This is a genomic window from Erythrobacter sp. MTPC3, assembly GCF_042854385.1.
Taxonomy (GTDB): domain Bacteria; phylum Pseudomonadota; class Alphaproteobacteria; order Sphingomonadales; family Sphingomonadaceae; genus Erythrobacter.
On sequence record NZ_BTGP01000005.1, the window covers coordinates 40,035 to 63,619 of the forward strand.

At 59.8% G+C, this 23,585-nt stretch carries 31 protein-coding genes and 1 tRNA gene; 18 read left to right on the forward strand and 14 right to left on the reverse strand.

The annotated features are described in order from the left end of the window. Window position 1 precedes the first annotated feature (1 nt). From pspB to ACGHU1_RS08370, 9 genes are read left to right on the forward strand one after another with little or no spacing between them, the layout of a single operon-like run. Window positions 2–304 carry an envelope stress response membrane protein PspB gene (gene pspB, locus ACGHU1_RS08330; protein WP_390585666.1) on the forward strand — a complete coding sequence of 101 codons (303 nt, stop codon included), beginning with the start codon at window positions 2–4 and terminating at the stop codon, window positions 302–304. After that, the gene (gene pspC / locus ACGHU1_RS08335) at window positions 301–681 is read left to right on the forward strand and encodes an envelope stress response membrane protein PspC (protein WP_390585668.1); all 381 of its coding nucleotides are present in this window, start codon (window positions 301–303) and stop codon (window positions 679–681) included. Before pspB ends, pspC begins: the two co-directional genes overlap by 4 nt. A 29-nt stretch (window positions 682–710) precedes the next feature. Beyond that, a complete protein-coding gene (locus ACGHU1_RS08340) occupies window positions 711–1,025 on the forward strand; it encodes a hypothetical protein (protein ID WP_390585670.1) in 315 nt (104 codons plus the stop codon). After that, entirely contained in the window at window positions 1,025–1,360 is a 336-nt protein-coding gene (locus tag ACGHU1_RS08345; RefSeq protein ID WP_390585672.1) for a hypothetical protein, read from the forward strand. Before ACGHU1_RS08340 ends, ACGHU1_RS08345 begins: the two co-directional genes overlap by 1 nt. Next, window positions 1,357–1,722 carry a hypothetical protein gene (locus ACGHU1_RS08350; protein WP_390585675.1) on the forward strand — a complete coding sequence of 122 codons (366 nt, stop codon included), beginning with the start codon at window positions 1,357–1,359 and terminating at the stop codon, window positions 1,720–1,722. The genes ACGHU1_RS08345 and ACGHU1_RS08350 overlap by 4 nt, the downstream gene beginning before the upstream one ends. Further along, the gene (locus tag ACGHU1_RS08355) at window positions 1,722–1,979 is read left to right on the forward strand and encodes a hypothetical protein (protein WP_390585677.1); all 258 of its coding nucleotides are present in this window, start codon (window positions 1,722–1,724) and stop codon (window positions 1,977–1,979) included. The genes ACGHU1_RS08350 and ACGHU1_RS08355 overlap by 1 nt, the downstream gene beginning before the upstream one ends. Beyond that, the gene (locus ACGHU1_RS08360; protein ID WP_390585679.1) at window positions 1,979–2,320 is read left to right on the forward strand and encodes a hypothetical protein; all 342 of its coding nucleotides are present in this window, start codon (window positions 1,979–1,981) and stop codon (window positions 2,318–2,320) included. The genes ACGHU1_RS08355 and ACGHU1_RS08360 overlap by 1 nt, the downstream gene beginning before the upstream one ends. Continuing rightward, entirely contained in the window at window positions 2,317–2,574 is a 258-nt protein-coding gene (locus ACGHU1_RS08365; protein ID WP_390585681.1) for a hypothetical protein, read from the forward strand. The genes ACGHU1_RS08360 and ACGHU1_RS08365 overlap by 4 nt, the downstream gene beginning before the upstream one ends. Window positions 2,575–2,631: 57 nt before the next feature. Continuing rightward, the gene (locus tag ACGHU1_RS08370) at window positions 2,632–3,039 is read left to right on the forward strand and encodes a SufE family protein (RefSeq protein ID WP_390585683.1); all 408 of its coding nucleotides are present in this window, start codon (window positions 2,632–2,634) and stop codon (window positions 3,037–3,039) included. A gap of 21 nt (window positions 3,040–3,060) precedes the next feature. Here the strand turns inward: ACGHU1_RS08370 and ACGHU1_RS08375 are convergent, their stop codons facing one another. From ACGHU1_RS08375 to ACGHU1_RS08385, 3 genes are all read right to left on the reverse strand, one after another. Continuing rightward, entirely contained in the window at window positions 3,061–3,558 is a 498-nt protein-coding gene (locus tag ACGHU1_RS08375) for a sterol desaturase family protein (protein WP_390585685.1), read from the reverse strand. Then, entirely contained in the window at window positions 3,555–4,340 is a 786-nt protein-coding gene (locus ACGHU1_RS08380) for a fatty acid desaturase (protein WP_390585688.1), read from the reverse strand. The genes ACGHU1_RS08375 and ACGHU1_RS08380 overlap by 4 nt, the downstream gene beginning before the upstream one ends. 86 nt (window positions 4,341–4,426) lie before the next feature. After that, window positions 4,427–4,846, reverse strand: coding sequence for an acyl-CoA thioesterase (locus ACGHU1_RS08385; RefSeq protein WP_390585690.1), 420 nt, complete (start codon window positions 4,844–4,846; stop codon window positions 4,427–4,429). A 282-nt stretch (window positions 4,847–5,128) separates the two neighbouring features. Between ACGHU1_RS08385 and leuC the strand changes: the two genes are divergently transcribed. The 8 genes from leuC to ACGHU1_RS08425 all read left to right on the forward strand — a co-directional run bounded on the left by leuC (window position 5,129) and on the right by ACGHU1_RS08425 (window position 10,589). Further along, window positions 5,129–6,559: a 3-isopropylmalate dehydratase large subunit gene (gene leuC / locus ACGHU1_RS08390; RefSeq protein WP_390585692.1), complete on the forward strand. Its 1,431-nt coding sequence runs from the start codon at window positions 5,129–5,131 to the stop codon at window positions 6,557–6,559. 69 nt (window positions 6,560–6,628) lie between these two features. Further along, window positions 6,629–6,835 (forward strand): isopropylmalate isomerase, encoded by a 207-nt coding sequence (locus ACGHU1_RS08395; RefSeq protein WP_390585695.1) that lies wholly within the window; start codon window positions 6,629–6,631, stop codon window positions 6,833–6,835. Between the two features lie 12 nt (window positions 6,836–6,847). Then, window positions 6,848–7,447 carry a 3-isopropylmalate dehydratase small subunit gene (leuD, locus tag ACGHU1_RS08400; protein WP_390585697.1) on the forward strand — a complete coding sequence of 200 codons (600 nt, stop codon included), beginning with the start codon at window positions 6,848–6,850 and terminating at the stop codon, window positions 7,445–7,447. A 13-nt stretch (window positions 7,448–7,460) separates the two neighbouring features. Continuing rightward, window positions 7,461–8,456 carry an NADPH:quinone oxidoreductase family protein gene (locus ACGHU1_RS08405; RefSeq protein ID WP_390585699.1) on the forward strand — a complete coding sequence of 332 codons (996 nt, stop codon included), beginning with the start codon at window positions 7,461–7,463 and terminating at the stop codon, window positions 8,454–8,456. A gap of 78 nt (window positions 8,457–8,534) precedes the next feature. After that, complete coding sequence (locus tag ACGHU1_RS08410) at window positions 8,535–8,858, forward strand: DUF1476 domain-containing protein (protein ID WP_390585701.1); 324 nt, start codon at window positions 8,535–8,537, stop codon at window positions 8,856–8,858. Between the two features lie 4 nt (window positions 8,859–8,862). Beyond that, window positions 8,863–9,096 (forward strand): BolA/IbaG family iron-sulfur metabolism protein, encoded by a 234-nt coding sequence (locus ACGHU1_RS08415; RefSeq protein WP_390585703.1) that lies wholly within the window; start codon window positions 8,863–8,865, stop codon window positions 9,094–9,096. A gap of 48 nt (window positions 9,097–9,144) precedes the next feature. Then, entirely contained in the window at window positions 9,145–9,477 is a 333-nt protein-coding gene (grxD, locus tag ACGHU1_RS08420) for a Grx4 family monothiol glutaredoxin (RefSeq protein WP_390585705.1), read from the forward strand. Window positions 9,478–9,806: 329 nt separating this feature from the next. After that, the gene (locus ACGHU1_RS08425) at window positions 9,807–10,589 is read left to right on the forward strand and encodes an NUDIX domain-containing protein (protein WP_390585707.1); all 783 of its coding nucleotides are present in this window, start codon (window positions 9,807–9,809) and stop codon (window positions 10,587–10,589) included. Window positions 10,590–10,648: 59 nt separating this feature from the next. Here ACGHU1_RS08425 and ACGHU1_RS08430 read toward each other — a convergent pair. Then, a tRNA-Arg gene (locus tag ACGHU1_RS08430) sits at window positions 10,649–10,725 on the reverse strand. Window positions 10,726–10,784: 59 nt separating this feature from the next. Here ACGHU1_RS08430 and ACGHU1_RS08435 point away from each other — a divergent pair. Continuing rightward, the gene (locus ACGHU1_RS08435) at window positions 10,785–11,657 is read left to right on the forward strand and encodes a queuosine precursor transporter (protein WP_390585710.1); all 873 of its coding nucleotides are present in this window, start codon (window positions 10,785–10,787) and stop codon (window positions 11,655–11,657) included. Between the two features lie 2 nt (window positions 11,658–11,659). Here the strand turns inward: ACGHU1_RS08435 and ACGHU1_RS08440 are convergent, their stop codons facing one another. From ACGHU1_RS08440 to ACGHU1_RS08485, 10 genes are all read right to left on the reverse strand, one after another. Continuing rightward, the gene (locus ACGHU1_RS08440) at window positions 11,660–13,231 is read right to left on the reverse strand and encodes a Ppx/GppA family phosphatase (protein ID WP_390585712.1); all 1,572 of its coding nucleotides are present in this window, start codon (window positions 13,229–13,231) and stop codon (window positions 11,660–11,662) included. After that, window positions 13,228–15,435 (reverse strand): RNA degradosome polyphosphate kinase, encoded by a 2,208-nt coding sequence (locus ACGHU1_RS08445; RefSeq protein WP_390585715.1) that lies wholly within the window; start codon window positions 15,433–15,435, stop codon window positions 13,228–13,230. Before ACGHU1_RS08445 ends, ACGHU1_RS08440 begins: the two co-directional genes overlap by 4 nt. A gap of 109 nt (window positions 15,436–15,544) precedes the next feature. Further along, window positions 15,545–16,585, reverse strand: a complete 1,041-nt coding sequence (virB11, locus tag ACGHU1_RS08450) for a P-type DNA transfer ATPase VirB11 (protein WP_390585718.1) — start codon at window positions 16,583–16,585, stop codon at window positions 15,545–15,547. Between the two features lie 13 nt (window positions 16,586–16,598). Beyond that, window positions 16,599–17,729, reverse strand: a complete 1,131-nt coding sequence (locus ACGHU1_RS08455) for a TrbI/VirB10 family protein (protein ID WP_390585719.1) — start codon at window positions 17,727–17,729, stop codon at window positions 16,599–16,601. Between the two features lie 34 nt (window positions 17,730–17,763). Next, window positions 17,764–18,576, reverse strand: coding sequence for a TrbG/VirB9 family P-type conjugative transfer protein (locus ACGHU1_RS08460; RefSeq protein WP_390585722.1), 813 nt, complete (start codon window positions 18,574–18,576; stop codon window positions 17,764–17,766). Next, window positions 18,573–19,769, reverse strand: a complete 1,197-nt coding sequence (locus tag ACGHU1_RS08465; protein ID WP_390585724.1) for a type IV secretion system protein — start codon at window positions 19,767–19,769, stop codon at window positions 18,573–18,575. The genes ACGHU1_RS08460 and ACGHU1_RS08465 overlap by 4 nt, the downstream gene beginning before the upstream one ends. Next, a complete protein-coding gene (locus ACGHU1_RS08470) occupies window positions 19,766–22,207 on the reverse strand; it encodes a VirB4 family type IV secretion/conjugal transfer ATPase (protein WP_390585727.1) in 2,442 nt (813 codons plus the stop codon). The genes ACGHU1_RS08465 and ACGHU1_RS08470 overlap by 4 nt, the downstream gene beginning before the upstream one ends. A gap of 38 nt (window positions 22,208–22,245) precedes the next feature. Next, window positions 22,246–22,530, reverse strand: a complete 285-nt coding sequence (locus tag ACGHU1_RS08475; RefSeq protein ID WP_390585730.1) for a type IV secretion system protein VirB3 — start codon at window positions 22,528–22,530, stop codon at window positions 22,246–22,248. A gap of 8 nt (window positions 22,531–22,538) precedes the next feature. Next, window positions 22,539–22,862 carry a TrbC/VirB2 family protein gene (locus ACGHU1_RS08480; protein ID WP_390585732.1) on the reverse strand — a complete coding sequence of 108 codons (324 nt, stop codon included), beginning with the start codon at window positions 22,860–22,862 and terminating at the stop codon, window positions 22,539–22,541. A gap of 37 nt (window positions 22,863–22,899) precedes the next feature. After that, entirely contained in the window at window positions 22,900–23,517 is a 618-nt protein-coding gene (locus tag ACGHU1_RS08485) for a lytic transglycosylase domain-containing protein (RefSeq protein ID WP_390585733.1), read from the reverse strand. Window positions 23,518–23,585: the final 68 nt, after the last annotated feature.

Consider the following 23,585-nt stretch of genomic DNA (forward strand, 5'->3'; position numbering starts at 1 on the left):
CATGGACGGCGAATTCATAATTGTCGCAGCAGTGTTGATCGCAATCCCGTGGATCATCCTGCATTATGTTACCAAGTGGAAGACCGCAGCGACCATCACGAATGATGACGAGGTGCTTCTCGAAGAGCTCTACAACCTCGCCAAACGTCTTGATGAACGCATGGACACAGTCGAGCGCCTCGTCGCTTCCGACGATCCCTCATTCTCCCCGGTCAAACGCCTGATGGCCGACCAGGACACCGATAATCAGCAGCTGCGTGAACTCGAACAGCTGATCGCCGAAAAGAAAGGAACCAAGGCATGAATAGCCCCCGCACCACCCTTTACCGCGACAAGGTCAATGGCAAGCTGATGGGCGTTTGCGCCGGGATTGCCGATTACACCGGTGTCGAAGCCATCTGGGTCCGTCTTGGCCTCATCGTGCTCACTCTTTCTGGTCTCGGAGCAGTCACTGTCCCCGCCTATTTCATCGCAGGTCTCCTTCTGAACAAGAAGCCGCCGCATCTGTACCGCGATGTACAGGAACAAAAATACTGGCAGCGCGTGCGGCAAAGCCCGCGCCGCACAGCCCGCGAAATCCGCTCAAACTTTCGCGACATCGACCGCCGGCTTGCCGCGGTGGAAACCCACTATGTCAGCAGCAATCCGCGCCTGACCGCCGAAATCGAGCGCCTGCGGTAATCTGAAGCAATCAAGACAGGGAGGCGCATATGCCTGGGGAACTGATACCGATACTTGCGATCATTTTTGGCTGCTCGATCCCGATGGTCGCAATCTGGGCCAAGCATAAGCAGAAGATCGCCGAAATGCAGGTCGATACGACGGCGCAGGCAACCGCTGAAAAAGCGGCACAGTATACAGGCCAAATCGCCAAGCTCGAAGACCAAGTGCAAGTGCTGGAACGCATTGTCACGGATCGCGGATACGACATCGCCACCCAGATTGAGGCGCTGCGTGACACCGTAGAAGTGGAGCAAGGCAGCAGCGGTGTCCCGCTGGAAATCAACAAGCAGGAGCGTGTGTAATGGACTGGGTGGTTGCAATCGTCGTCGTCTCGACACTTGGCTGGCTCGCCAACAACTGGATCCGCGCCAAGCACGGATACGAGCTGGAAGATGAGTGGGGCGGCAAGACCGCGAAAAAGACCGACACTGCCGAAACCAATCGGCTCAAATCCGAAAACCGCGAGCTGAATGAAAAGCTGGACGCCATGCAGGACCGCATGATCGTGCTCGAAAAAATCGTCACGGACCGCGGATACTCGCTGGCCGACGAGATCGAAGCCCTGCGCGATGTTCCGCAAAACTCTGCAACCGGCAGCGGCGTCCCTCTCAACATCGACACGAAAGCAAAAGCATGAGCATCGACGCAGCAACCATGATCGTCCCTCACCTTCCCTGGATCATCGGCGGCGGCCTCGTGCTGGGTGCCGCAGGCGTTGCAGGCTGGATCCATACAACCCGGCTTAAGATCAAGCACGGCTACCCTCTCGAAGGGATGTGGGGCCAGTCCTTGCGCCCCAGCAGCGATAACGAGGCAAAGCAGCGCGTCACCCTGCTCACGCAGGAGAATGCCGAGCTGCGGGCGGAACTGGGTGCGGTCAAAGACCGGCTGGTCAATGTAGAGCGGATCGTGACCGATAGCGGCTATCAACTCGGCAGCGAAATCGACCGGCTGCGGGAACGTTCGCTGGAGCACCGTTCGGACGAAGGGAGCGCATAATGTTTGGCGCGGACACCCCTCTTGTGATGGACGCCCTGCAAATTGCGGCATTGGCTGCCGCGCTGGGCGGCGGTGCCATCTACCTGCTGGTGCGCCGTGGGCGGCAGGCCGCGACAGACGATACCGTGTCTTCTCGCCCGGCGGATCTGGAAGAGCGCGTGCAGGTGCTGGAACGCATTGCAACCGACCAATCATTAGTGTTGGCCGATGAAATCGAGGCTCTGCGCACTTCTGCAAAGGCGGAGAATGCGGGCTAATGAATTGGCTAACCATCGCCTTGATCGTGTTCATCTGTCTGTGGGTTTACGAACGCGGACGGCTCACCCGGCTGCGCAAGCATAACCGGCAGTTAGAGGATCGGCTGAGCAATCTGGAGGGCGCCGGCCAACCAGCCGCCGGCGATGACCGCGATCAAAGCGATATCGACACGGCAGAATTGAACGAGCTGCGCGAACGGGTCCAGGTGCTCGAACGCATTGCGACCGATGAAAACAGTTCCGAAGCGCGCAAGGCGCAGCGGATTGCACGAGAGATCGAGAGCCTGCGCGGCGATATCGCGCGGCGCTCTTCGAGGACGACGGAGGATATAGAAGAGTGATGGATCCCGTTTTCGTAATCGCCGCCACATGTCTGGTCGGTATCGGTGTAGTCGCCCTCGCCCTGTTAAAGGCATGGCAAGGCTGGCTTGAGTTAAAGCGACAGGAACTTGATCGCACTGGAAGCGCCCTGACGGCGGGCCGGGGCGAGGAGATCGAAGGCGGCGCAGGCGTTGGTGCCGCGCGCATCGAGATGGCCGACCTGAAAGAGCGGATCAAAAAGCTCGAAGCGATCGCCAGCGGCGTCGAATTGTAATCGCGCTGCGAGTTCTAACCGGTGGACTTCGCGCCGCCCGCCTCTAAATAGCGCGTCATGCGCACATTATCCGACATTCACGAAGAATATGATTTCCTCGAAGGCGATGAACGCTATCGCCTGCTGATCGAGCTTGGCCGCGAGCTTGATGACATGCCCGACGCGCTGAAAACCGACGCCACGCTGGTGCGCGGATGTTCGGCTTCGGTGTGGGTCTATCCGACCGAGCAGACCGACACCTTGCACTTCCTTGCCGACAGCAATGCCGCGATCACCAAAGGTATCGTCGCGCTGGTCATCTCAGCGGTTCAGGACAAACCTGCCGAAGAAGTTGCAGAGATGGACGTGGTGGCCGCGCTCGAACCGTTCGATCTTAAAAACCAGCTGTCTTCGAACCGCACTCAAGGTGTGCCGAACATGATCGCATTGGTGAAAGAGCACGCAGCGCGCATTGCTGCGGCGTAACGCCTTGATTGCCGGGGCGCGTTAAACCTGCGCGTCGCGAACAACAGCCGTGCCGGCCTCGCGCTGGGCTTTCAAATCGGCTTTCAGCTTTTGCGGATCGCGGGCGAACACAAACCCGAAACTGACACCGCCTTCTTTGCCGATGGTGGCATGGTGCAGCTTGTGCGCCTGCACCAGCCGCTTCGCATATCCCTTTTTCGGGACCCAACGGAAAAACCTTTGGTGCACCAGTCCGTCATGGATGAAGGCATAGATCACGCCGTAAAGGTTCACGCCCAGCGCAGCCCACCACAGCGCATCCCAATACAGCGCGCCGAAAATATACATGGCGGCATTGATGGTGCCGAATACGACCGCAAACAGGTCATTCTTCTCAAACATGTTGTCATGCGGTTCGTGATGGTCGCGGTGCCAGCCCCATCCCCAGCCGTGCATGATATATTTGTGCGCATACCAGGCGAAGAGCTCCATCCCGATCAGCGCGGCCAATGTGACGCCAATGGCTTCGAGCCAGGTCATGCGGTGAACTCCTTAGTCGCTTTCGCTTTGCCAATCCCGGCGCGCTTTGCACCGGGCAGCGCCCACCACGGCACATCCGGCCTACGGTGGTGTTCCAGATGATAGCCGAAATGAAAACAGGTTGCGAGACTGGTCAGGACGCCAAATTCATCGCTGCGGGTGTTGTGCGTATCGGCAAAGCCGGGTGCGTTCTCTGCGGCATGATGCCGGTGCGGGCGAAAGGTGCCGAAATAGAAAAGCTGCAATGACGAAGCAAGTGCGGGCAGTCCGTACAACAGCACGATCTGCACCATCGGAATGCCGATCACGAGCCAATAAATGCCGACGACCGTGTGCACGTATAACAGCGACTGCCAGCCGAAATATCGTTCGAAGAATGTCCCGTACCACTTGAAAAAGCTGGCCGGATTATTCTCATCGAAATCAGGATCGCCTTCGCGCCCGGACATCTTGTGATGGGTGAAATGGGCATCGCGCAGATTGCGCCAGCCAAACCCTGCATAAAGGAACAGCAGCACCGTGCCGATGGCCGAGTTGGCGCGCGGGCTGCCCGGAACAAGGCTGCCGTGCATCGCGTCGTGGCACACGATGAACACGCCAACAGACAGCCAGCATTGCACCGCCGCCATCGCGAGTGCGAAAGGCAGGTTCGCCCATGTCAGCTCAAACACGAACATCGCATAGGCATGAATGCCAAGCCACGATCCCGCAATCAGCGCGGCAAGCGCCAAGCCGATAGCGCCCTGCGCTTGGCGGCCAGGTAGGGAAAAACGCTGTTCCATTCTAAGGTGATACGCGCGCGCGGCTCATTCGGCTTCGCATAAAGCGATAATCCGGCTCTGCAAATTGCGAAGTGCCGAAGCCGTGTTCAGCTGGGATCATCATCCGCAAAGAAAAATTCGCGCATGTGATCACCGATGCGCGCAGGGCGCAGCGTTTCGGAATCGATGCAGCACCAGCTCGACTTCACCTCGGCCAGCACGTCTTCGCCGCGCTGGATTACCGTGTGATAGAAAGCGCGCGCGCCCTTGAAATGTTCAAGCACCGTGTTCGCCGTCACATCGTCTTCGAGAAAAGCGGGTTTGCGGTAGGTAATCTCATGCTTGAGAGCGACCCACGCTTTCGACGCGACTTCCTCTGCCGGGGCAAGTTTGTTCCAGTGCGCGAGCACCGCATCCTGAACCCAATTGAGATAACGCGCGTTGTTCACATGCCCCATGAAATCAATATCCTCGGGAAGGACTTTGATTGGAAAGGCGAAGGGCGATGCGGGAGTGGTTGCTGACATGAGTGTTAGTTAGTCGCCAAATGCTTTCAATACCATGACAATCTGCGAACTCTCGGTCGGTTTGGGCATCGCGGCTCAATGAAACGGGCGAATAGTGACAATAATCCGGCAGCAATCGCTCCAATCGCGGTGACTGGTCAGCCTGAATTCGCGGATCAATTCGCTAAAAGTGGATATCCGCCGTCAGGCGACCGATGGAAACCGCCGCCGTCGCTGATCCGGACAAGGCAAACATCTGTTTGATCTCTTGTCAGCAGGGGTCGGTCAGCCTAGCTGTTTTGCATGGCCAGCCGACCCCGCACTTTGTACGAAAAGATCTGGGACGATCACGTGGTGGAAACCCGCGATGATGGAACCGCGATCATCTATATCGACCGTCATCTAGTTCATGAGGTGACAAGTCCGCAAGCCTTTGAGGCGCTGCGAATTTCCGGGCGGCCCGTGCGGCGGCCCGAACTCACCCTTGCAGTGCCGGACCATAACCTTCCCACAACTCCGCGGCGCGATGCGAATGGTGCCAAAGTGCCCATTGCCGACCCGCAAAGCGCAGCCCAGTTGGAGGCGCTTGAGAAAAACGCACCCGATTTCGGCATCCGTTATATCGGAGATGCGGATTTGCAGCAGGGCATTGTTCACGTCGTCGGCCCGGAGCAGGGATTTTCGCTGCCCGGCACGACTATTGTCTGTGGAGATTCGCATACTGCAAGCCACGGCGGGCTGGGTGCGCTGGCATTCGGTATCGGGACGAGCGAGGTCGAACATGTGCTCGCCACCCAAACGCTGTTGTTGCAGCAATCCAAATCCATGGAAGTTCGCGTCGATGGCGTACTGCCGGACGGGGTGACGGCCAAGGATTTGATCATGCATATCATCGGTGTGATCGGCGCGGCTGGCGGTTCGGGCTATGTCATCGAATATCGCGGCGCCGTGTTCGAGGGCATGAGCGTCGAGCAACGCCTGACTGTGTGCAATATGAGTATTGAGGCTGGAGCGCGTGCAGGCTTGATCGCGCCGGACCAGACCGTGTTCGATTATCTTGAGGGCAAACCGATGGCGCCCAAGGGGGCGGATTGGGACGATGCGGTCAGTTACTGGCGCACCTTGCATACTGATCCGGATGCAAAATTCGATAAATCGGTGGTGATCGACGCGGCAAATGTGCAGCCGACCGTGACATGGGGCACCAGCCCCGAAGACGTCGTTGCAATCGGAGGTACCGTCCCCTCTCCGACAAGTTTTGCCGACGAAAGCAAGCGGGCCGCAGCACAGAAAAGCCTCGATTACATGGGCCTGACACCAGGTATGAAGATGACCGATGTGCCGGTCGAAAACATCTTCATCGGATCATGCACCAACAGCAGGATCGAGGACCTGCGCGCTGCTGCCAGCGTTCTGAAAGGTCGCAAAAAGGCAGAAAATGTGCGCTGGGCAATCGTCGTTCCCGGCTCCGGCCTAGTCAAACAGCAGGCCGAGAGCGAGGGGCTGGACAAGATTTTTGTAGACGCCGGATTTGAATGGCGTGAACCGGGATGCTCCGCGTGTCTTGGCATGAACCCGGATAAGGTTCCGCCGGGTGAACGCTGCGCCTCGACATCAAACCGCAATTTCGTAGGACGGCAAGGTCCGGGCGCGCGCACCCATCTTGTTTCGCCCGCAATGGCGGCAGCGGCGGCGGTCGCCGGGCGGCTTGCCGATGTGCGTGACTTCGACTGAACAAATGTGCCGGCCTGACGGGCCGTCTTCTGCTTGCCCCGTCATGCCGCGCCAGCCATAAAGATCATCATGACAGAAAAATCCCCCCCAGATTCTTCAAAGAACAACTCGGCCCGCAATGCCGCCATCGGCGCGGCAGCCACCATCGGCTCGGCTGCGGTCGCCGCCGCGCTGCTTTATGCTGGCAAAAGGTTCCGCAAAAAACCCGAAGACAGCGCCATCGGCGCGGGTCAATCGGGCAAGACTCCCTCTGGCGAGCCACCTGAAACCGATTGAGGGAGCTGGCACATGGATGCGTTATCGCGGATCGAAGGCCGGGCCATCCCGTTCGGCGCCAAGAATGTCGACACCGACATCATCATTCCGGCCAAATGGCTGAAAACCATCACACGTGAAGGTCTGGGCGCAGGCGCATTCGAAAGCATCCGCGCACAGCCGGGCAATCTGTTCGACGATCCAGCCAATGCCGGTGCTCCGATCCTGATCGCGGGCGACAATTTTGGCTGCGGGTCCAGCCGCGAACATGCCGCCTGGGCGATCCTGGACCTGGGCATCCGCGCGGTAATCGCGCCGAGTTATTCCGACATATTTTCGGGCAATGCAGTCAAGAACGGCATCCTGCCGGTGGTTTTGCCGCAGGACGCGATTGACCGCCTGATGGACGTCGCGAAAGACGGGCACGAAATCACAGTCGATCTGGAAACGCAGACCGTAACCACACCGTTTCAGGACCGTTTCGAATTCGACATCGACCCGTTTCGCAAACACTGCCTGCTTCACGGGCTGGACGAGGTGGCACTGACACTGGAACGTCAGGCGGTCATCGGACAATACGAGAGCAAACGCGCCGGAGCGCGCGACTGGCTCATCAAAGGCACAGGGATCTAGGGAGAGAATTCCAATGAAAGCACTTCGCAGCCATGAAACCGGCGGCCCCGAGACACTAAAGCTCGACGAGATCGAAACGCCCACGCCCGGCAAAGGCGAGGTGCTGGTCGCAGTAAAAGCCTGCGCGATCAATTATCCCGACACTCTGATCATCCGCGATCTGTATCAGTTCAAGCCAGAGCGCCCCTTCGCGCCGGGCGGCGAACTCGCCGGAGTGGTCGAGGCAGTTGGCGAAGGCGTCGACAATTTCTCCGTCGGTGACCGAGTAATGGCCGGGATTGGCAATGGCGGACTTGCGGAAAAAGTGATCGTGCCGGCGGGCCGAATGTTCCCTGTCCCTGATGGCGTTCCCTTTGAAAAAGCGGCCTCGCTGCTCATGACTTACGGCACGACTATTCACGGCCTGAAAGATCGCGGCCACATCAAAGAAGGTGACACCGTTCTGATCCTGGGCGCGGCTGGCGGTGTCGGCCTGTCGGCTGTTGAGCTCGCCAAGGCATTCGGTGCGCGCGTCGTCGCCGCTGTTTCGAGCGAAGCAAAGGGTGAAGTGGCAAAGCAGGCCGGCGCTGACGAGGTCGTGATTTACCCGCGCGAAGAGATGGACAAGGCCGCTTCGAAAGAACTGGCCAACGCTTTTAAAGCGGCCTGCGGTCCCGAAGGCGCGAATATCGTCTATGATATCGTCGGCGGCCAGTATTCCGAGCCCGCGCTGCGATCCATTGCGTGGGAGGGGCGTTTTCTGGTCGTCGGTTTCCCCGCAGGGATCGCCAAAATGCCGCTCAATCTGACGCTGCTCAAATCCTGCGACATTTGCGGAGTGTTCTGGGGCGCATTCACCGCCCGCGAACCGGTGAAGTTCATGGAGCAGGTGAAAGAGCTGTTTGCGCTTATGAAAGCAGGCAAGATCGACCCGCTCGTCTCCGAGACATTCCCGCTGGAAAGGGCCGGCGATGCGATCGCCAAACTTGAAAACCGCGAGGCTGTCGGGAAACTGGTCGTCACCATTTGATCAGGCGTTTACGCTCACGCTTGTGAGGCGCGGGCCTGACCCCTATTTTAGCTGTTACCGAACACCGGAGGGTATCCCATGACTGATTTCAAAGATCGCGAACGCGCCGAAGAAGCGAAATTCGCAATGGACGAAGAAACCGCGTTCAAACTGGCCGCACGCCGCAATCGCCTTTTGGGCGAATGGGCCGCTGGCAAGATGAACCTCACCGCCGAAGAAACCGATTCTTACAAGAAAGCGGTCATGCAGGCCGATTTTGAAGAAGCCGGCGACGAAGATGTCATTCGCAAACTGCTGGGCGACCTGACCGCGGCAGACACCAACATCAGCGAAGCCGATATCCGCGTGAAACTCGAAGAGATGACCATCGAGGCAAAGCGTCAATTGATGGGCGGTAGCTGAACCGATGCCCATGCCCGGACCAGCCATCGAAGCGGCAATCGTAGCCGCCCTTCCCGGCGCGAGCGTAGAGTTGACCGATCTTGCCGGAGATGACGATCATTGGGCTGTGAAAGTCATCGCGCCGCAATTCGCTGGCAAGAACCGCGTGCAGCAGCACAAGCTGGTCTACGAGGCGCTTGGCGGCAGGATGGGGGGCGAACTGCACGCCTTGCAAGTCACGACGGTTGTCCCCACGTAACGTTCACGCAAACGCGCATCAGAAACATAAATCAGAGGCCGCAAAATCATGGCTGATACAAACACCCGCATCTCTTCGCTCGTCGGCGAAAACGACGTCGTCCTGTTCATGAAGGGCACGCCCCTATTCCCGCAATGCGGCTTTTCCAGCCGCGCTGTCGCGATCCTTGACCATTGCGGCGTCGCTTATGAAAGCGTCGACGTGCTTCAGGACATGGAAGTCCGGCAGGGCATCAAATCGTTTTCCGACTGGCCGACCATTCCGCAGCTTTACGTCAAAGGTGAATTTCTTGGCGGTAGCGATATCATGATGGAAATGTTCGAAGCTGGCGAGTTGCAGCAAATGATGGACGAAAAAGGCGTTGCCAAAGCGGAAAGCTGATCCGCCACTCGCGCGTCATCGATCTGGCACAAAAAGAAACCGCCCTGCTGACCAAAGCAGAGCGGTTCTTTTTTTAATTCGGGGAGATCTGACCTAGAGACCAGAAAAGGTCGACCTCGTTTTCGAAGACCACTTGGGCTGCCCCTTCCTTTGCACCGGGCGTGCCAAAATCGCGGAAGCCAGCAAAACAGCGCGGTGTGATAGTAAACAAATTTTTACCAGCGGGCCATTTGTAAAGTTTCCCGACTCCGCTGCTCCCTTCATTTTGGATCAAGTACTTTTGCCCCGTCCCTCTTGGCAATCGGTCGCCAAAGCGGCATCACTTGCACATGTCCGAAACCCAGACCGCCGAAGCCATTCCCGCCGCAACAATCGTTATATTCCGCAAGGCCGCCGGCGGCGGCGCGCCCGAACTGCTGATGACGGTGCGTTCACGCAATATGGCGTTCGCTGGCGGCATGGCTGTATTTCCGGGCGGGCGAGTAGATCAGGCCGATTTCGACTTGGCGCAGGCTGTATCGGCGGGAAACGGTCTTGCGATAGACGAAGCCGCGCACCAGATCGCTGCGATCCGCGAAACGCTGGAGGAAACAGGCCTCGCACTGGGGCTGTCGGGCGATCTTTCGGGCGAAAAGGCGGCGGCGGCCCGCACGATGCTGGAACAGGACGGCGCGCTCGCTGGCATTTTGAAGGCGTTCGACTGGACGCTCGATTTCGACCAGATCGTGCCTTTCGCGCGCTGGTATCCCAAGAACGAGAACCTCAGCCGCGTGTACGACACCCGGTTTTACCTCGCCGACTTAGGCACGGGCGCGGTCGATGTTTCTATCGACAATTCGGAAAACACCCGGCTGTTCTGGGTCAGCGCACAGGGCGCGCTGGACGCGGCGGAGCGCGGCGAGATCAAGCTGATCTTCCCCACCCGCAGGAACCTGGAACGCCTCGCCCTGTTTGACAGCTTTGCAGCAGCGCGTGCGCAGGCAGAGGATATTCCGGTCAAGACAATCATCCCCAAAGTGGACACGAGCACCGGCACGCCCATGCTCACCATCCTTGAAAATGCCGGTTACCCCGTCACCTCCGAATTGCTCGAAAGCGTCGCCCGCGGATAGACGGGCGCACCTGGCGCTCCGCATCCATCGTCCACCAAACTGATTTCCAAGGGAAAGTATGGCGCGCCCTGCAGGAGTCGAACCTGCGACCTCAGGATTAGAAGTCCCGCGCTCTATCCAGCTGAGCTAAGGGCGCGCACGAGGCCCCAATAGCGCGGTTTGCCACGCTTTCAAATCACGCTAGACGATGGGGATATGGATAACACCGACCCAGCGGCCATTTTTGATCGCGATCCGGCCGACGGGATCGCTGCGACGAGCAAGGCCCCCGTCACGTTCCGGCATTACGATCTGGTCATGGCGGCCTTTGTCGCGATCCTGTTGCTGTCCAATATTATCGGGGCGGCAAAGCTGACTTTCCTCGAAGTCGGCTGGTGGCCGGACGGCTGGTGGCCTGCTGCCGACGGAGTTTTCATATACGGCGCGGGCATCCTGTTCTTCCCGCTCGGCTATGTCATCGGCGACATCCTGACAGAAATATACGGATTCGCGCGCGCGCGCCGGGTTATCTGGACCGGCTTTGCCGCCATGATCTTTCTCGCCTTCATGAGCTTTGTGGTGGTCAGCCTGCCTGCCTTTGATCAATGGACCTGCGCTGCATCCGGCACGCTTTCGATGAACGATAATCCAGCCAGCGTGCCCGGTTCGATCTGCCAGCAAACCTATGAAAGCGTGTTTGGCAGCACGTGGCGAATTGTCGCTGCCTCCATCCTCGCATTCTGGGCGGGCGAGTTCGTCAATTCATACGTCATGGCCAAGATGAAGGTCTGGACAAAGGGTAAGGCGCTGTGGACGCGGACTATCGGATCGACGGTTGTGGGTCAGGGCGTGGACAGCCTGATCTTCTACCCGATCGCATTCTGGGGCATCTGGACGACCGAAGCTGTTGTGACGGTCATGATCACCAACTGGCTGCTGAAAGTTTTGTGGGAGGCAGCGCTTACACCCCTCACATATGCTGTGGTGGGCCGTCTGAAAAAGGCAGAAGGGGTCGATCTGTTCGACATGGATACCGATTTCTCGCCGTTCTCAAGCAAGGAGCATAGGAAACCCGGCGCCGCCGCCTAGGGCTATTTACCCTCGATAAATGCTGCGTCATCGGCGCGGGTATGAAGCTCTCCGTCAGCGACGATTTCGACGCTGGAATCCATCCCCAACCTTCCGCTGAGCAGTTTGAGGTCTTTTTCGGTTGGGATGCCGAACAGCGCCGCGTGGCTCTGCTCCAGCCGCAGGACAAGTTCGCCTTCGCGCACGATCAGGCGGCTGACCTGCAACGACCGGCGAGATCCCGCGCCCAGTCTGCGCGCCAACCGCGTGGCGAGGCCCCAGCAAATCGCCTCCTCCAGCGCTTCATCATTCGCAAGATCGGTAACCATCGAGGGAAGATCGAGGTTATTGCCATTGGCAGCAATCGCCGCCGCCAGCATCGCGCGTTCCTGTGTCGAAACCGCGATCCAGCGTTTGTGCAAAGCCCATTCCACCGCCTGAGGGTGGCGAATATTCGGCTCGATCTGCATTGATGCGAGCGACAACATCGTGGCAGCCAGCCGCAAACGTTCGCTGCCAAATTCTTTCGACGGCGCGGCATCCACTGTCCACCCAGCGATCTGCGCAGCCAGCGTGGCGGGCGCACCGCGCAGCGCCGCAAACACTCCGATCCCTGCGAGCAGCGGATCCTGCTTTTTCCCGTGCGCGGGAAGTTTGTCATAAATCAGCCCTTCGCGAATGCCCCAGGATGAAAAGACAAGGCCGCTCGGTTCGATCTGCGACATCAGCGCCTGCAACAGCACCGCTGCGTCGGGCAATTTTTCTGCGCGCATGGACGATATGCGGTCCCGTTCTTTCAGTTTATCCGGGTTTTCTTCCGCCAGCGTTTTGGCCAGCGCCAGCGCATCCTTGGCGGTCAATTCAAACCCGTGCGGATCGGACAGCGGGTGCCCCGCTTCCTGCATCGCGTAAACTGCCATGCAGCGCCAGGTTCCGCCCACCAGATAAAGCGGCTGACCTTTGCCGATCGAGCTGCCAAATTCGCCTGCGCCTTTCTTCACCGCCTTTTCTAGCGATTTGCGCATCGCGGTATCGGATGAAGCGTCCGCGCGGTAATCAATCAGCCGCAGCGTGCCCAGCGGCAGGGAGACTGCTAGCCCCGGCTCACCCTGATCGACGCCGACCAGTTCCAGACTGCCCCCGCCGAGATCGGCGACTGTTCCGGTTGCACCCGGGAATGCGCCGGCCACCCCGCAGGCGCTGAGGCATGCCTCTTCCTCGCCAGACAAGACGCGCGGTTCAAAGCCGAGTTTGCGCAAGCTCTCGACAAATTCTTTCCCATTGCTGGCATCGCGCACGGCAGCGGTGGCGACCATCTCCACGTCTTCCACACCCAGATCGTCAAGCAAGAGCGCAAACCGCTCCAGCCCGCGCATGGCCAGCTTCACCGCCTCGTCCGCCAGTTTGCCTTCACTGGCGATATCGCGGCCCAGCTTTGCCGTGACCTTCTCATTCAGCAGCACTGTGGGCGCGCGCATCGTGCCGCCATAAACCACAAGGCGAACCGTGTTCGATCCGATATCAAGGATCGCGCGCTGCGGAATGCTTCCCGAAAACGTGCCATCACGATTTGCGCGCTTGGTGCGGAAACTCAACGCGAGCGTCCCTTGCGCAGCGAAAGTTTCGGGACAGCACCCGATTCAAGCGCGCCGCCGCGTCCTGATAGCGACGGATTGGTCATGAAATAGCGGTGGCAATTGAACGGTTTTCCGTCCGTTTCCACGCGCGAATAGGAACCATCGGAATTCAGCCACCAGCTTTGATCGGTGTCCAGCATGTTGGCGAGCAGCACCTGCTGCAAGATCTGGTCATGCACAGTCCGGTTCAGGATCGGGATCAGGCTTTCCACCCGGCGATCAAGGTTGCGGCCCATAAGGTCGGCAGAGGATATGAAAAGCGCGGCATTCGGCCCCGGCATCGGCGTGCCATTGGCAAAGGCATAGATGCGGCTGTGTTCAAGAAACCGGCCAATGATCGATTTGACGCGAATGTTCTCGCTCATCCCGACAACGCCGGGGCGCAAGCAGCAAATGCCGCGCACAACCAGTTCGACCTGCACGCCTGCATCGCTGGCGGCATACAGCCGGTCGATCACGCCTTGATCGGTAATCTGGTTGCATTTCATCCAGATCCCGGCGGGCTTTCCAGCCACCGCATTGGAAATTTCGGCGTCGATCCGGCGATACAATTCCTCACGCAGGTCCAGCGGCGCGATGGAGATCAGCTCCAGCGCATTCGGTTCGACATAGCCGGTCACGAAATTCATCATCTTGGCCGCATCCCGGCACAATTTCGGGTCGGCGGTGAAGAACGAAAGGTCAGTGTAAACCTTCGCGGTGACCGGGTGGTAATTACCGGTCCCGAAATGGCAATAGGTCCGAAATCCATCATCCTCGCGGCGCACCACCATCGCGATTTTGGCGTGGGTTTTCCAGTCGGTGAAACCATAGATGACTTGCACCCCGGCGCGTTCCAGCTTGGCCGCCCAGGTCAGGTTCTGTTCTTCGTCAAAGCGCGCTTTCAGCTCGACCACGGCGGTCACCGATTTGCCCTGTTCGGCCGCATCGATCAGCGCGTTGATGACCGCTGATTGCGATCCTGCGCGGTATAGCGTTTGTTTGATCGCGACGACATCGGGGTCTTCGGCGGCCTGCCGGATGAAATCGACCACCACTTCAAAACTTTCGTAAGGGTGATGGATGATGATGTCTTTTTCACGGATGGCAGAAAAGGCATCGCCATCATGCTCGCGAATACGCTCTGGATAGCGCGGCGAATAGGCATCGAATTTAAGGTCGGGCCGGTCTTCGGACACAATTTCCGACAGACCGTCGATCCCGATCATTCCGTCGGTTTTGATCACAGCCGCCTGATGCACGCCTAATTGGTCGAGCAAGATAGCTTCGCCCTTAGGATCGAAATCTTCTTCGAGTTCCAGCTGGATGACCTGCCCACGCCGCCTGCGCTGAATTGCGCTGCGGAACGTGCGAACGAGGTCTTCGGCCTCTTCCTCGATCTCGATATCGCTATCGCGCAGAACCCGGAACAGACCGTCGCCCTCGATAGTGAAACCGGGGAACAGGTTATGCGCGTATCGCTGAATCAGGCTGGCGATGGAGATATACAGCGCCTCGCCCTCTACCACGTGCGCCGCCGGAACGCGCACAAATCGCGGCAGCGCGCTCGGAATCAGGATCATCTCGATGATCTGTTCCTGATCGGCATCGCGGGTTAGCGTGAACAGCAGGCCCATCCCCTCGTTCTGGACAAAGGGGAAAGGATGCGCCGGGTCCAGCGCCTGCGGGGTGATGACGGGCAGGATCTCGTCAAGAAAGAACGACTTGAGCCATTCATGCGCTTCGGGATTGACGCGGTGTTCGTCGGCCACGTGGATGCCAGCCTCGCCCAGGCTGTCATGCAGGTCGCGCCAGATATTTTGCTGCCAGCTGGAAAGCACAGCCAGCTTTTCGCGGATGGCTTTTAACTGCTGGGTAGGAGAGCGTCCGTCGATCGCCTGCTTGTCGATGCCGCGCTGCGCCTGACCCACCAGCCCGGCGACGCGGATCATCATAAATTCGTCGAGATTGCTTCCCGAAATCGAGAGAAACCGTAACCTCTCGAGCAAAGGGTATCGGACATTATCCGCCTCGGCGAGGACCCGTTCGTTGAAGGACAGCCATGAAAGCTCGCGGTTGAAATAGGCGACATCGTCGGCACTGCTGGCATCAGGCTGCGTCGATCCGCTGCCCTGTCCGGCTCGCATTTCAGCGCGTTCTTCAGTGATCGGCGTACTGCTCATCGCTACGGCCTTGAATCCTATCCGCTGTTGACTGCAATCTGGTTAGCCCTGCCATGAAGCGCAAGTGCCCAAAATCGCAAGCAAGCGCAGCTTCGTCGTTCAGCCGTTGTTACAGCAAAGAACCGCTGTCGGATATCTGGGTGATGCCGCGCTTTCCGTTTGCATCTCGGCCCAGCTGGACGATCACATCGATAACGCTCGCGGAATAGGCGATCGTATCCGACCGGGTCAGCCCGATTCCTGTCTGCATGACCATGAGCGACAATTGCTCGAGCGCGCCGCGCAGCGAGTTGGCGTGGATCGTGGAAAAGCTGCCCGGGTGTCCGGTGTTGATAGCGCGCAAGAAAGACACGCTTTCCGCGCCGCGCAGTTCGCCCAGAACGATGCGATCGGGACGCAGGCGGAGTGCGGCCTGAAGCAATTCGTTTGCGGTCACCTTCGCCTCGCCTAACTCGCCCTTCACCGCGACCAAGCCAACCGAGTTTTCGCCCGGGAATTTGAGCTCCGGTGTATCCTCGACCAGCACAACGCGTTCCTGCTGCGGTATTTCGCCCAGCATTGCGTTCAGGAATGTCGTTTTGCCGGTGCTGGTGCCGCCGGAAATGAGGATGGTGCGGCGATTGCGGATGGCTTTGCGCAGATAGGCGATCGGCTCCATCTGGGCATCCGGCATGATGACTTCGGCCTCACTTGAAAGCGGGCCGTTGTCATATGCGTCGAGTGGCAGGTCAAGCCGACGGTGGCGGCGGATCGCCATCACCCAATGCTTTCGGCTGGCAGGCGGCCCGCAAAACTGGATACGCGCGCCGTCAGGCAGCGTCGCGCCCAGCAACGGATGCTCGCGGTTGATCCCCTGGTGGGAAACGCGTGCGACCTGTTCTGCGAGGCGCTGAACCAACCGGTCATCGATTTCGGGCGTCACAATCCGCTTGATGCCGGGATCGGAGGCATCCTCGACCCACACCTCGCCGGGCTGGTTGACCATGATCTCTGTCACGGTGTCCCGGTCAAGCCAGCGCCGGAACGGCTCCAGATACGCGTCGAGATAGACGCTGCGTTCCGTGGCTGTGATCGGCGCGATTTCTGGCGCAGCATCTGCGGCGGCGCCTGAACCCGTGCCCGATGACAAAGGGTGGATATCGGCGCTCATCTGCGCTGCGCCATCACTGCGAGACGGTCGTAAAATCGAGGTCGCGTGCGGCAAAAACGCGGATCGGCTCCCCCGGACGCACCCGGATGGTTGGACCGATCTGGCCGTCTTGCTGCAAGGCGGTGCTGGCCGCGCTGGACCCGCCGCCGACAACCAGCGACGCACCGCCCGATGCAACCGCAGCGATGCCGTCAATTGCAGACAGCAGCAGCGCCGAACCGAACCGCTGGAAGAACCGGCTATCGACCTCCCCTTCCAGCCCGGTGGTCCCGTCAAACGCGACCGCTGGCGATGCAATATTGACTGAGGCGCCGTCCGGCCGGATCAGGCGCTGCCACACGACATAAGCGCGTTTCTGGCCGTTCTCGACCCCGGCCTGATATTGTCCGATCAGCCGCGAAGAGCGCGGGACAAGCACACGCGTGCCGTCAAAACTGCGCACATCCTGGCTGACAACAGCGCGGACATAGCCGGGCACATCGGTGTTGATCGCAGTTTCAAGGATGGCGGGGATCAGCGTCCCTTGTGTTACCGTGGTTGACGGGTTTGTCATTGCGCGGGCCTGCGCCGGTGCGCCGCCTACTCCGCCAATGCGGCTGGCGAAGGCGGCAGCAGCGCCCTGCCCGCTTGCATCGCCCGTGCTTGGCCCGGTTGCAGCTTCGCCTGCGGGCGCTTCGGCCAGCCGATTACCGCGCGCCGCTGTCGTCGCATCATAGACCATGGTCGGGCTGGCATACGGATTGGTCGCAGGCGCGTTTCCGACGCCGGGATTGGCCGCGAGAATCGGTGCGGGTGCGGGATCGGGACGCGGCGTTACCTCTTGCGGCGGAGCGACCGGTTCGGCGACCGGGACTGGCGCCGCGACCTGCGCGGGGGGCGGAAGATTGGGATTGCCGATTGGCTCCGGCTCATTGACCTGCGCGGAATTCATCGCCCAGAACGTGACCGCGCCCAACAGTCCGACAATCGCAACCCCTGCGGCGAGGCCAAGCCCGTCAGATTTCGCTTTCCGATCAGTGACCGCTGGGAAGCCGTTGCGACTTGCCAGATCGATGATCTCTGCAGATTCGCTCTCACGCGGATCGCCTTCGCCGGCGGGCGTGTCCGCGCCTTTTTTAGGCGGAAGTCGCATAGCCAAACGCATCACTTCATCTCCATCGTGTGCAGTGCGCCGCGCATCATGGCGCAGGTGCCGAGTTGCCGGAACCGTTCGCCGATGTGCGCACCGGTCCGGTGTTGGTCAGGGTCGCGCTTTCGCCGCCAGCGCGCAGAATTATCTGCGCAGGCACTGTGTCGATCACCACGGTTTCGCCCCGAACGGTAAAATTGACCGGCCCTTCATCGCCGTCATCATTCGTGACAAGGATTGCCGGGATCGGGGTGCCCGCAGGCCACGTCAGAAATACCGCGTCACCATCATCATATGCTTCGGATGGGTGAAGATTGCTTTCACCCGCTGCCGCCCATTCGTAATTGAGGTTGGCCGGGTCCAGCACCGCATAAGGATCGCTGGCCATTGCCATTTCCGATGCGGATGCAGTCTCGCGTTCGGCCTCTCTGGCCAGCGCCAGCCGCGCCTCTTCTTCGGCCCGTTCCAGCTCAGGATAGCGGAATTTGAGGATATACAGCGGGGAATTGCGTGGGCTGGCGACCAGATCGAACAGATAGGTCCGTTTGTTCGTCACGACGGTCATATTGGTGGCGGCGTTCGCTGCCAGCGGCTTTACGAACAGCAGCGATTGCGCCTTGTTCGGCTGCACCTGCCATGCCTGGCTATCGCCGATGGCGACGTTTTCAATCGCTTCATCGGGGGCGAACTGGATGGTCGTCTGAACCTTTGCCTTGCCGCTGATCTTTACGACCGCAGCATCGTCATACACCAACGTTTGCAGGCGTGGATCCTGCGCTGCCGCTGGGCTCGCCAAGGCAAGGATTGCGGCCGGTATCAGGCCGGAAAACAAAGAGGGCCGAAAGGTGCCGGCGCGGGTCATTGTGGTTTCTCCGAAGGGGAACGGTTCGATTGGTTGAGCGCGCGCGGCGCAGCTGACCGGAAACGGTTGCCGATGCCGCGCGTGCGCGAATTGGATGGATTAAGCGGGGTAGCCTGACCGCCGCCTGAAGATGTCGCGAACACTCTGGTTTCCCGCACACTGGTGGTTCCGCCGGCTCCGGTGTCGTTTGCAGCTATCACAGCGGCCTGCGGAGCAATATTGGTCCGCGCCCGAGCTGTGCCGGTGACAGGTGCAGCCTGGGCGGCCTGCTGGCCAGGGCTCGCAGCCGCAGCTGCGGGAGGCGCTGCGCGAAGCATTTCGTCAGAGCGGCGCTCTTGGCTGGACGGGACAAGGCCAAAGACCTGCCAGCCGGAAACCATCGTTCCCGCGACTTTCAACGTCATGGCCATGAGCGCGACATGGACCGCGCCTACCAGGAAAAATGCCATTGCAGCCTGTTGATCGATCTGGCCCGGAACCGCCACCAGCGCGGCAAGAATTGGCACAGCCATCTCTAGCATGATCGAACCACCCAGCACCGCAAACAGCGGCGCAATCGCAAGCATCGTCACACCTTTGAGCCAGCCTGTGAATAGGCCGCGCGTCCCGTTGAACAGCGCAAGAACTACGAAGATAGGCCCAATCGCGAGCAGCAGCGCAAGTCCGATCCGCGCTGTCACCAGCAATCCAACCGTGCCCAGCAGCAGCAACATCGCGCCGAACCACATCATCCCCTGCGGCGAGAACATGCTGATATCGGTGGTGTCTCCGCCGGCCTCTTGCACGGCGAGGAACACGATATCGAGCTTGGTCGCAAAAGTAGCCGTGGCCGACCCCTCGGTCCCGGTCAGGATGCGCGCAATCTGGTCAGGTCCGCCGATGAAAATGTTATAGAAAATGGACGAGAACGCCGCGAAACTCGTCGCAAAAGTCAGCACCAGCCCAAGCGTCATCAAACGCGGGACAAGCGCGCGCACCGACAGGTTCGACCGGCCAAGCATCAGGCTGATGCCGAAAAACGCAACGTAAAGGATCAGCAGCAGCGTCAAAGCAAAGGCAAGCTGACCGTCCGTGCCGAACAGCCGGCCAAACGCCTGCTCGCTAACCTGCGAGGCAATGCAATCGACCGCAGCCAGCGCCGCTGCGACGCCCGTGCCCATCTCCTGAGCGACAAGATCGCACGAAGTCGTCATTCGGCGGCCTGCCAGATCGGATTGCCCTCTGCATCCATTTCGCCCGTGCCATCGGGCCATGCGTGTCCAGTCAGCGCCGGATACCATTGCGCCGGATCATCGCCTACCGCTTCCCGCAGCAGATCGAGCCTGCGGACAGCGGATTCGCGGCCTGAAAGCACGGTGAGCACTTCCGGGGCGCCTGACAGGTCCAGACGCACCACGACGCTCGCATCGGGTTGGCGAACGAGGAAGCATCGCGAATGCGCCGGGAGGGAACGGATCAGCTCAAATTCGTGATCGGTCAGGCCAAAGCCGTCGCAGTAATCTTCGGGCCGCGCACGGCTGTTGGGCATGAACACCATGGTCGCGGTCTGCTCTACCAGCGCGGTCGAGATGCGGCTGTCGAGCGCATCGCGCGCGGATTGCGTCGCGAAGCCGACCAGCGCGTTGCGTTTCCGCAAGGTTTTCAGCCAATCGCGGATGCGCGCGGCGAACACCTCGTCGTCCAGCGCCTTCCACCCCTCATCGATCAGGATCATGGTCGGTTGCCCGTCAAGCCGTTCATCAATGCGGTGGAACAGATACATCATGACAGGGGTGCGAAGGCGCGGGTTTTCCAGCAGCGCCGTCATATCGAAACCGAGCACGCGCTTGTCCAGATCAAGAGCGTCGGTTTCATTGTCGAACAGCCACGCATGTTCACCGCCATCACCGGCAACCGATCCGATCCACGCGCCCAGCCGGTCTGCCAAATCGCCCGGTTCAGGACGCCGCGCCCCGGCCAGCAATTCCTTGAAATGCCGCAATCGGCGCAGGCTCGCATCGTTCTGATACGCGGCATCGACTGCCGAGCTGATCAGCGCTAATTCCTGAGGCCCGTCCGCTTTCAGCAGGACCGATAGCCAGTCGCGCAAAAACGCCTTGTTCGATGGCGTGTCCGGCAGCGCCAGCGGGTTGAAACCGGTCGGCTCGCCCGGATTGATGCGGTCATAACGTCCACCAATTCCGCGCACGAACAGCTCCGCCCCGCGATCCTTGTCGAACAGGATCGTGCGTGGACTGAATTTCTGCGCCTGCGCGGCAAGGAAGTTCATAACCACGGTTTTACCCGAGCCAGATGGCCCGATGACCGAGAAATTGCCCAGATCGCCGTGGTGAAAATTGAAGAAGAACGGCGTGGCGCTGGTTGTTTCCAGCAGCGTCACCGCTTCGCCCCAATGGTTGCCGTTCGCCTGTCCCAGAGCAAATCCGTGGAAGCTGCCGAAACTCGCCATGTTGGCAGAGGAAATCAATGCGCGGCGCACGATGTAATCCTCGTTACCCGGGAACTGCGCCCAGAACGACGGCTCAAGATTGGTGTCCTCACGCGCGGCAATAGCGCCGGTATCAGCCAATGCCGCAGCGCAGGCCGCAGTGGCATCATCGAGCCGGTCCAGCGTGCTTTCGCGCACCATCACGGTGAGGTGGTGATCGCCAAAGCCCACACCGCCATTGCCCAGCGCATCGCGCGCAGCCATCATGTCGGCGCGCTCTGCAGCGGCCTCTTCATCGACCGAACGCGAACGGCGCAGCGCCAGATCGATCCGTTCGCGCGCCGTCGTGCGCTCATTGGGCGCATAGCTCTCCGTGACGATCATCTCGTAAGGGAGCCGCAGCAGCGGATCGAGCAGGCCGGGCGATGTCGCCTCCGGGTAATCTTTAAGGCCAAGGATCGACGCAAATTCTGGGTTGCCAGACCCGCGCAGCTCCATTGCATCCAGACCAAAACTCGCGCGGCGATACGGCAGCATCTGGCCGATATCCGTGTCGTCATTGGGCCGCCGCACAGGGCGCATCTCGCCGTTGTAAATGGCCGAGAGCAATTCGAGCATTTCGGAATTGGTGCCGCCATCCACGCCTGAATAATTGCCCAGCACGCTCGCGCCGTAGGCGGAAAGCGATGCGACCAGCCCCGTCGCGGCCGCTTTCAGGCTGCGCAAATCCTTGGGATCGGCCTGCAATTCCTCTTTGCCGCGGCGCTGCCAGAATTTGCCAAAGCGTTCGGGAAGGCCCGTCTTGCCGCGTGCGGGACGGCGGATTAGGGTTACGAACTGGTCGTTGATAAACAGCGATCCGCCAGCCAGCCGCTCTTTCCAGCGATCATCGATATGCCGCGAAAGCGCGTCATCGAACTCGGCATCCAGCTCCACCTCTACCCGGCGGCGGATTACGTGATGATAAAGCACGAACCGCGCATCCAGCGTCGAACGCAGCATCACCTCGCGCGTGGCGGCGTGGGAATTGAGTGCGCCGGAATCCTCGGTCTCGAACAACAGGCCCGGCACCTGGATCGCCGTCATCACGGACCCATCGCGCAGCAGCACGGTGCTTTCATCAACCAGCCGTTCGTACGGCAGGCGATCGCCAGCGCGCGCTTCTTTCGCGCTCCACGACGCGGCTCCGATCCATTTTAACATAGCGAACGGCCCTCCTTCAGATGGCCATCAATTCCAGTTTACGGCGTGTAGCTGTTGCAGCCCCACCGTTTGTAATTCGGTACGCGCGGGCATTTCGAAACCTTGGTAATCCAGAGGTCGAAGATACGCGGTTCGCGCAGCGATGCAAAATATCCGATCACGTGCATCACTGCGGGCACGGGAATGATCCAGAAACTTTTCAGGACCAGGAAAGCGATTGTCGTCACCATCAGGTTGATGATGAAAAAATTCATCGTCACGCCCAGAAACATCTGCGGACGGGTGAGTGCGCGGTGCACCGGGTGACGGGTCAGATCGTTCATACCGCGCCCTACCCTGCCGCTGCCTGAATGCCTGCAACGATGGTCGTCGCGCCAAACAGGATGAACACGCCGATGATGACCGTAGCGCCAAACCGCCAGTTCATCCGGCCTGTCAGCATCATAAAGCCAATCGCGGCGACGGCCATTACAGCCACCGTTGTCGCAACAGTGCCCAGCAACGTGCCTTGCAGCCAAAGCAGGGCATTGTTGATCGGGCCAGAGCCAGCCGGATCCGTGCCTTGCGCAAAGGCGGCGCCGGGCGTCAGGATCATCGCAAGAAAGGCGGTCAAGCGGGCGGGAATACTAAACAGCGACACAATTTTGTTTTTCATAAATCTCGATACTTTTTCGGGTTCTGTCTTTTTCGCGTCACTGATCGGCGGGACGCGAATGGTTGGCCAACCGCCCCATAATGGCAGCAACATATTGCTTCGTCTCGTAAATATTGGGGATACCCCCGGCGCGGATAACGCGGCCTGGCCCGGCATTGTAGGCGGCCAGCGCCTTTTCCAGATCACCGTCGAACCGGTCCAGTTGTTCGCGAAGATAGCGCGCGCCGCCTTCGAGGTTTTGCAGCGGATCGTCGGGATCAACGCCAAGTTCCGCCGCAGTTCCGGGCATCAATTGGGCAAGCCCGCGCGCGCCTGCATGGGAAACCGCGTTCTCGCGCCAGCGGCTTTCTTGCCAGACAACCGCCTCCAGCAGGCTGGGAGACAGGTCGAAACGTTCGGCCAGCGTGTGGACAGCGCCTTTATATATATCGGGTATGGCGGCGGAGTTGCGCGCGGCAGATGCCAGCGCCTCGCCCGGCACCAAAGATGATGCAGGCTCAGCCTCCAGATCAGCCGCTACGGCAAGCACAGCAAAATTGCCGGCAACCCAGCGGGCGCCGTTTGCGTCGATCTCAAGTACATCGGCCTGTGCTTGCACCGCAATCAGCGCAAACGAGGCGGCGATGCAATATTTGCTCGCCCGTGCGAGAATCATGTCTAGCCCTCCAGCCACAGCCTCTTTTGTCTATCGTAAATGACAGGCAGGTGACAAATATGAAGCCG

What these genes read in the sequence shown, in the direction of transcription:
- pspB (WP_390585666.1), top strand. Translation starts at nt 2, where the DNA reads ATGGACGGCGAATTCATAATTGTCGCAGCAGTGTTGATCGCAATCCCG.
- pspC (WP_390585668.1), top strand. Translation starts at nt 301, where the DNA reads ATGAATAGCCCCCGCACCACCCTTTACCGCGACAAGGTCAATGGCAAG.
- ACGHU1_RS08340 (WP_390585670.1), top strand. Translation starts at nt 711, where the DNA reads ATGCCTGGGGAACTGATACCGATACTTGCGATCATTTTTGGCTGCTCG.
- ACGHU1_RS08345 (WP_390585672.1), top strand. Translation starts at nt 1,025, where the DNA reads ATGGACTGGGTGGTTGCAATCGTCGTCGTCTCGACACTTGGCTGGCTC.
- ACGHU1_RS08350 (WP_390585675.1), top strand. Translation starts at nt 1,357, where the DNA reads ATGAGCATCGACGCAGCAACCATGATCGTCCCTCACCTTCCCTGGATC.
- ACGHU1_RS08355 (WP_390585677.1), top strand. Translation starts at nt 1,722, where the DNA reads ATGTTTGGCGCGGACACCCCTCTTGTGATGGACGCCCTGCAAATTGCG.
- ACGHU1_RS08360 (WP_390585679.1), top strand. Translation starts at nt 1,979, where the DNA reads ATGAATTGGCTAACCATCGCCTTGATCGTGTTCATCTGTCTGTGGGTT.
- ACGHU1_RS08370 (WP_390585683.1), top strand. Translation starts at nt 2,632, where the DNA reads ATGCGCACATTATCCGACATTCACGAAGAATATGATTTCCTCGAAGGC.
- ACGHU1_RS08375 (WP_390585685.1), bottom strand. Translation starts at nt 3,558, where the DNA reads ATGACCTGGCTCGAAGCCATTGGCGTCACATTGGCCGCGCTGATCGGG.
- ACGHU1_RS08380 (WP_390585688.1), bottom strand. Translation starts at nt 4,340, where the DNA reads ATGGAACAGCGTTTTTCCCTACCTGGCCGCCAAGCGCAGGGCGCTATC.
- ACGHU1_RS08385 (WP_390585690.1), bottom strand. Translation starts at nt 4,846, where the DNA reads ATGTCAGCAACCACTCCCGCATCGCCCTTCGCCTTTCCAATCAAAGTC.
- leuC (WP_390585692.1), top strand. Translation starts at nt 5,129, where the DNA reads ATGGCCAGCCGACCCCGCACTTTGTACGAAAAGATCTGGGACGATCAC.
- ACGHU1_RS08395 (WP_390585695.1), top strand. Translation starts at nt 6,629, where the DNA reads ATGACAGAAAAATCCCCCCCAGATTCTTCAAAGAACAACTCGGCCCGC.
- leuD (WP_390585697.1), top strand. Translation starts at nt 6,848, where the DNA reads ATGGATGCGTTATCGCGGATCGAAGGCCGGGCCATCCCGTTCGGCGCC.
- ACGHU1_RS08405 (WP_390585699.1), top strand. Translation starts at nt 7,461, where the DNA reads ATGAAAGCACTTCGCAGCCATGAAACCGGCGGCCCCGAGACACTAAAG.
- ACGHU1_RS08410 (WP_390585701.1), top strand. Translation starts at nt 8,535, where the DNA reads ATGACTGATTTCAAAGATCGCGAACGCGCCGAAGAAGCGAAATTCGCA.
- ACGHU1_RS08415 (WP_390585703.1), top strand. Translation starts at nt 8,863, where the DNA reads ATGCCCATGCCCGGACCAGCCATCGAAGCGGCAATCGTAGCCGCCCTT.
- grxD (WP_390585705.1), top strand. Translation starts at nt 9,145, where the DNA reads ATGGCTGATACAAACACCCGCATCTCTTCGCTCGTCGGCGAAAACGAC.
- ACGHU1_RS08425 (WP_390585707.1), top strand. Translation starts at nt 9,807, where the DNA reads ATGTCCGAAACCCAGACCGCCGAAGCCATTCCCGCCGCAACAATCGTT.
- ACGHU1_RS08435 (WP_390585710.1), top strand. Translation starts at nt 10,785, where the DNA reads ATGGATAACACCGACCCAGCGGCCATTTTTGATCGCGATCCGGCCGAC.
- ACGHU1_RS08445 (WP_390585715.1), bottom strand. Translation starts at nt 15,435, where the DNA reads ATGAGCAGTACGCCGATCACTGAAGAACGCGCTGAAATGCGAGCCGGA.
- virB11 (WP_390585718.1), bottom strand. Translation starts at nt 16,585, where the DNA reads ATGAGCGCCGATATCCACCCTTTGTCATCGGGCACGGGTTCAGGCGCC.
- ACGHU1_RS08455 (WP_390585719.1), bottom strand. Translation starts at nt 17,729, where the DNA reads ATGCGTTTGGCTATGCGACTTCCGCCTAAAAAAGGCGCGGACACGCCC.
- ACGHU1_RS08460 (WP_390585722.1), bottom strand. Translation starts at nt 18,576, where the DNA reads ATGACCCGCGCCGGCACCTTTCGGCCCTCTTTGTTTTCCGGCCTGATA.
- ACGHU1_RS08465 (WP_390585724.1), bottom strand. Translation starts at nt 19,769, where the DNA reads ATGACGACTTCGTGCGATCTTGTCGCTCAGGAGATGGGCACGGGCGTC.
- ACGHU1_RS08470 (WP_390585727.1), bottom strand. Translation starts at nt 22,207, where the DNA reads ATGTTAAAATGGATCGGAGCCGCGTCGTGGAGCGCGAAAGAAGCGCGC.
- ACGHU1_RS08475 (WP_390585730.1), bottom strand. Translation starts at nt 22,530, where the DNA reads ATGAACGATCTGACCCGTCACCCGGTGCACCGCGCACTCACCCGTCCG.
- ACGHU1_RS08480 (WP_390585732.1), bottom strand. Translation starts at nt 22,862, where the DNA reads ATGAAAAACAAAATTGTGTCGCTGTTTAGTATTCCCGCCCGCTTGACC.
- ACGHU1_RS08485 (WP_390585733.1), bottom strand. Translation starts at nt 23,517, where the DNA reads ATGATTCTCGCACGGGCGAGCAAATATTGCATCGCCGCCTCGTTTGCG.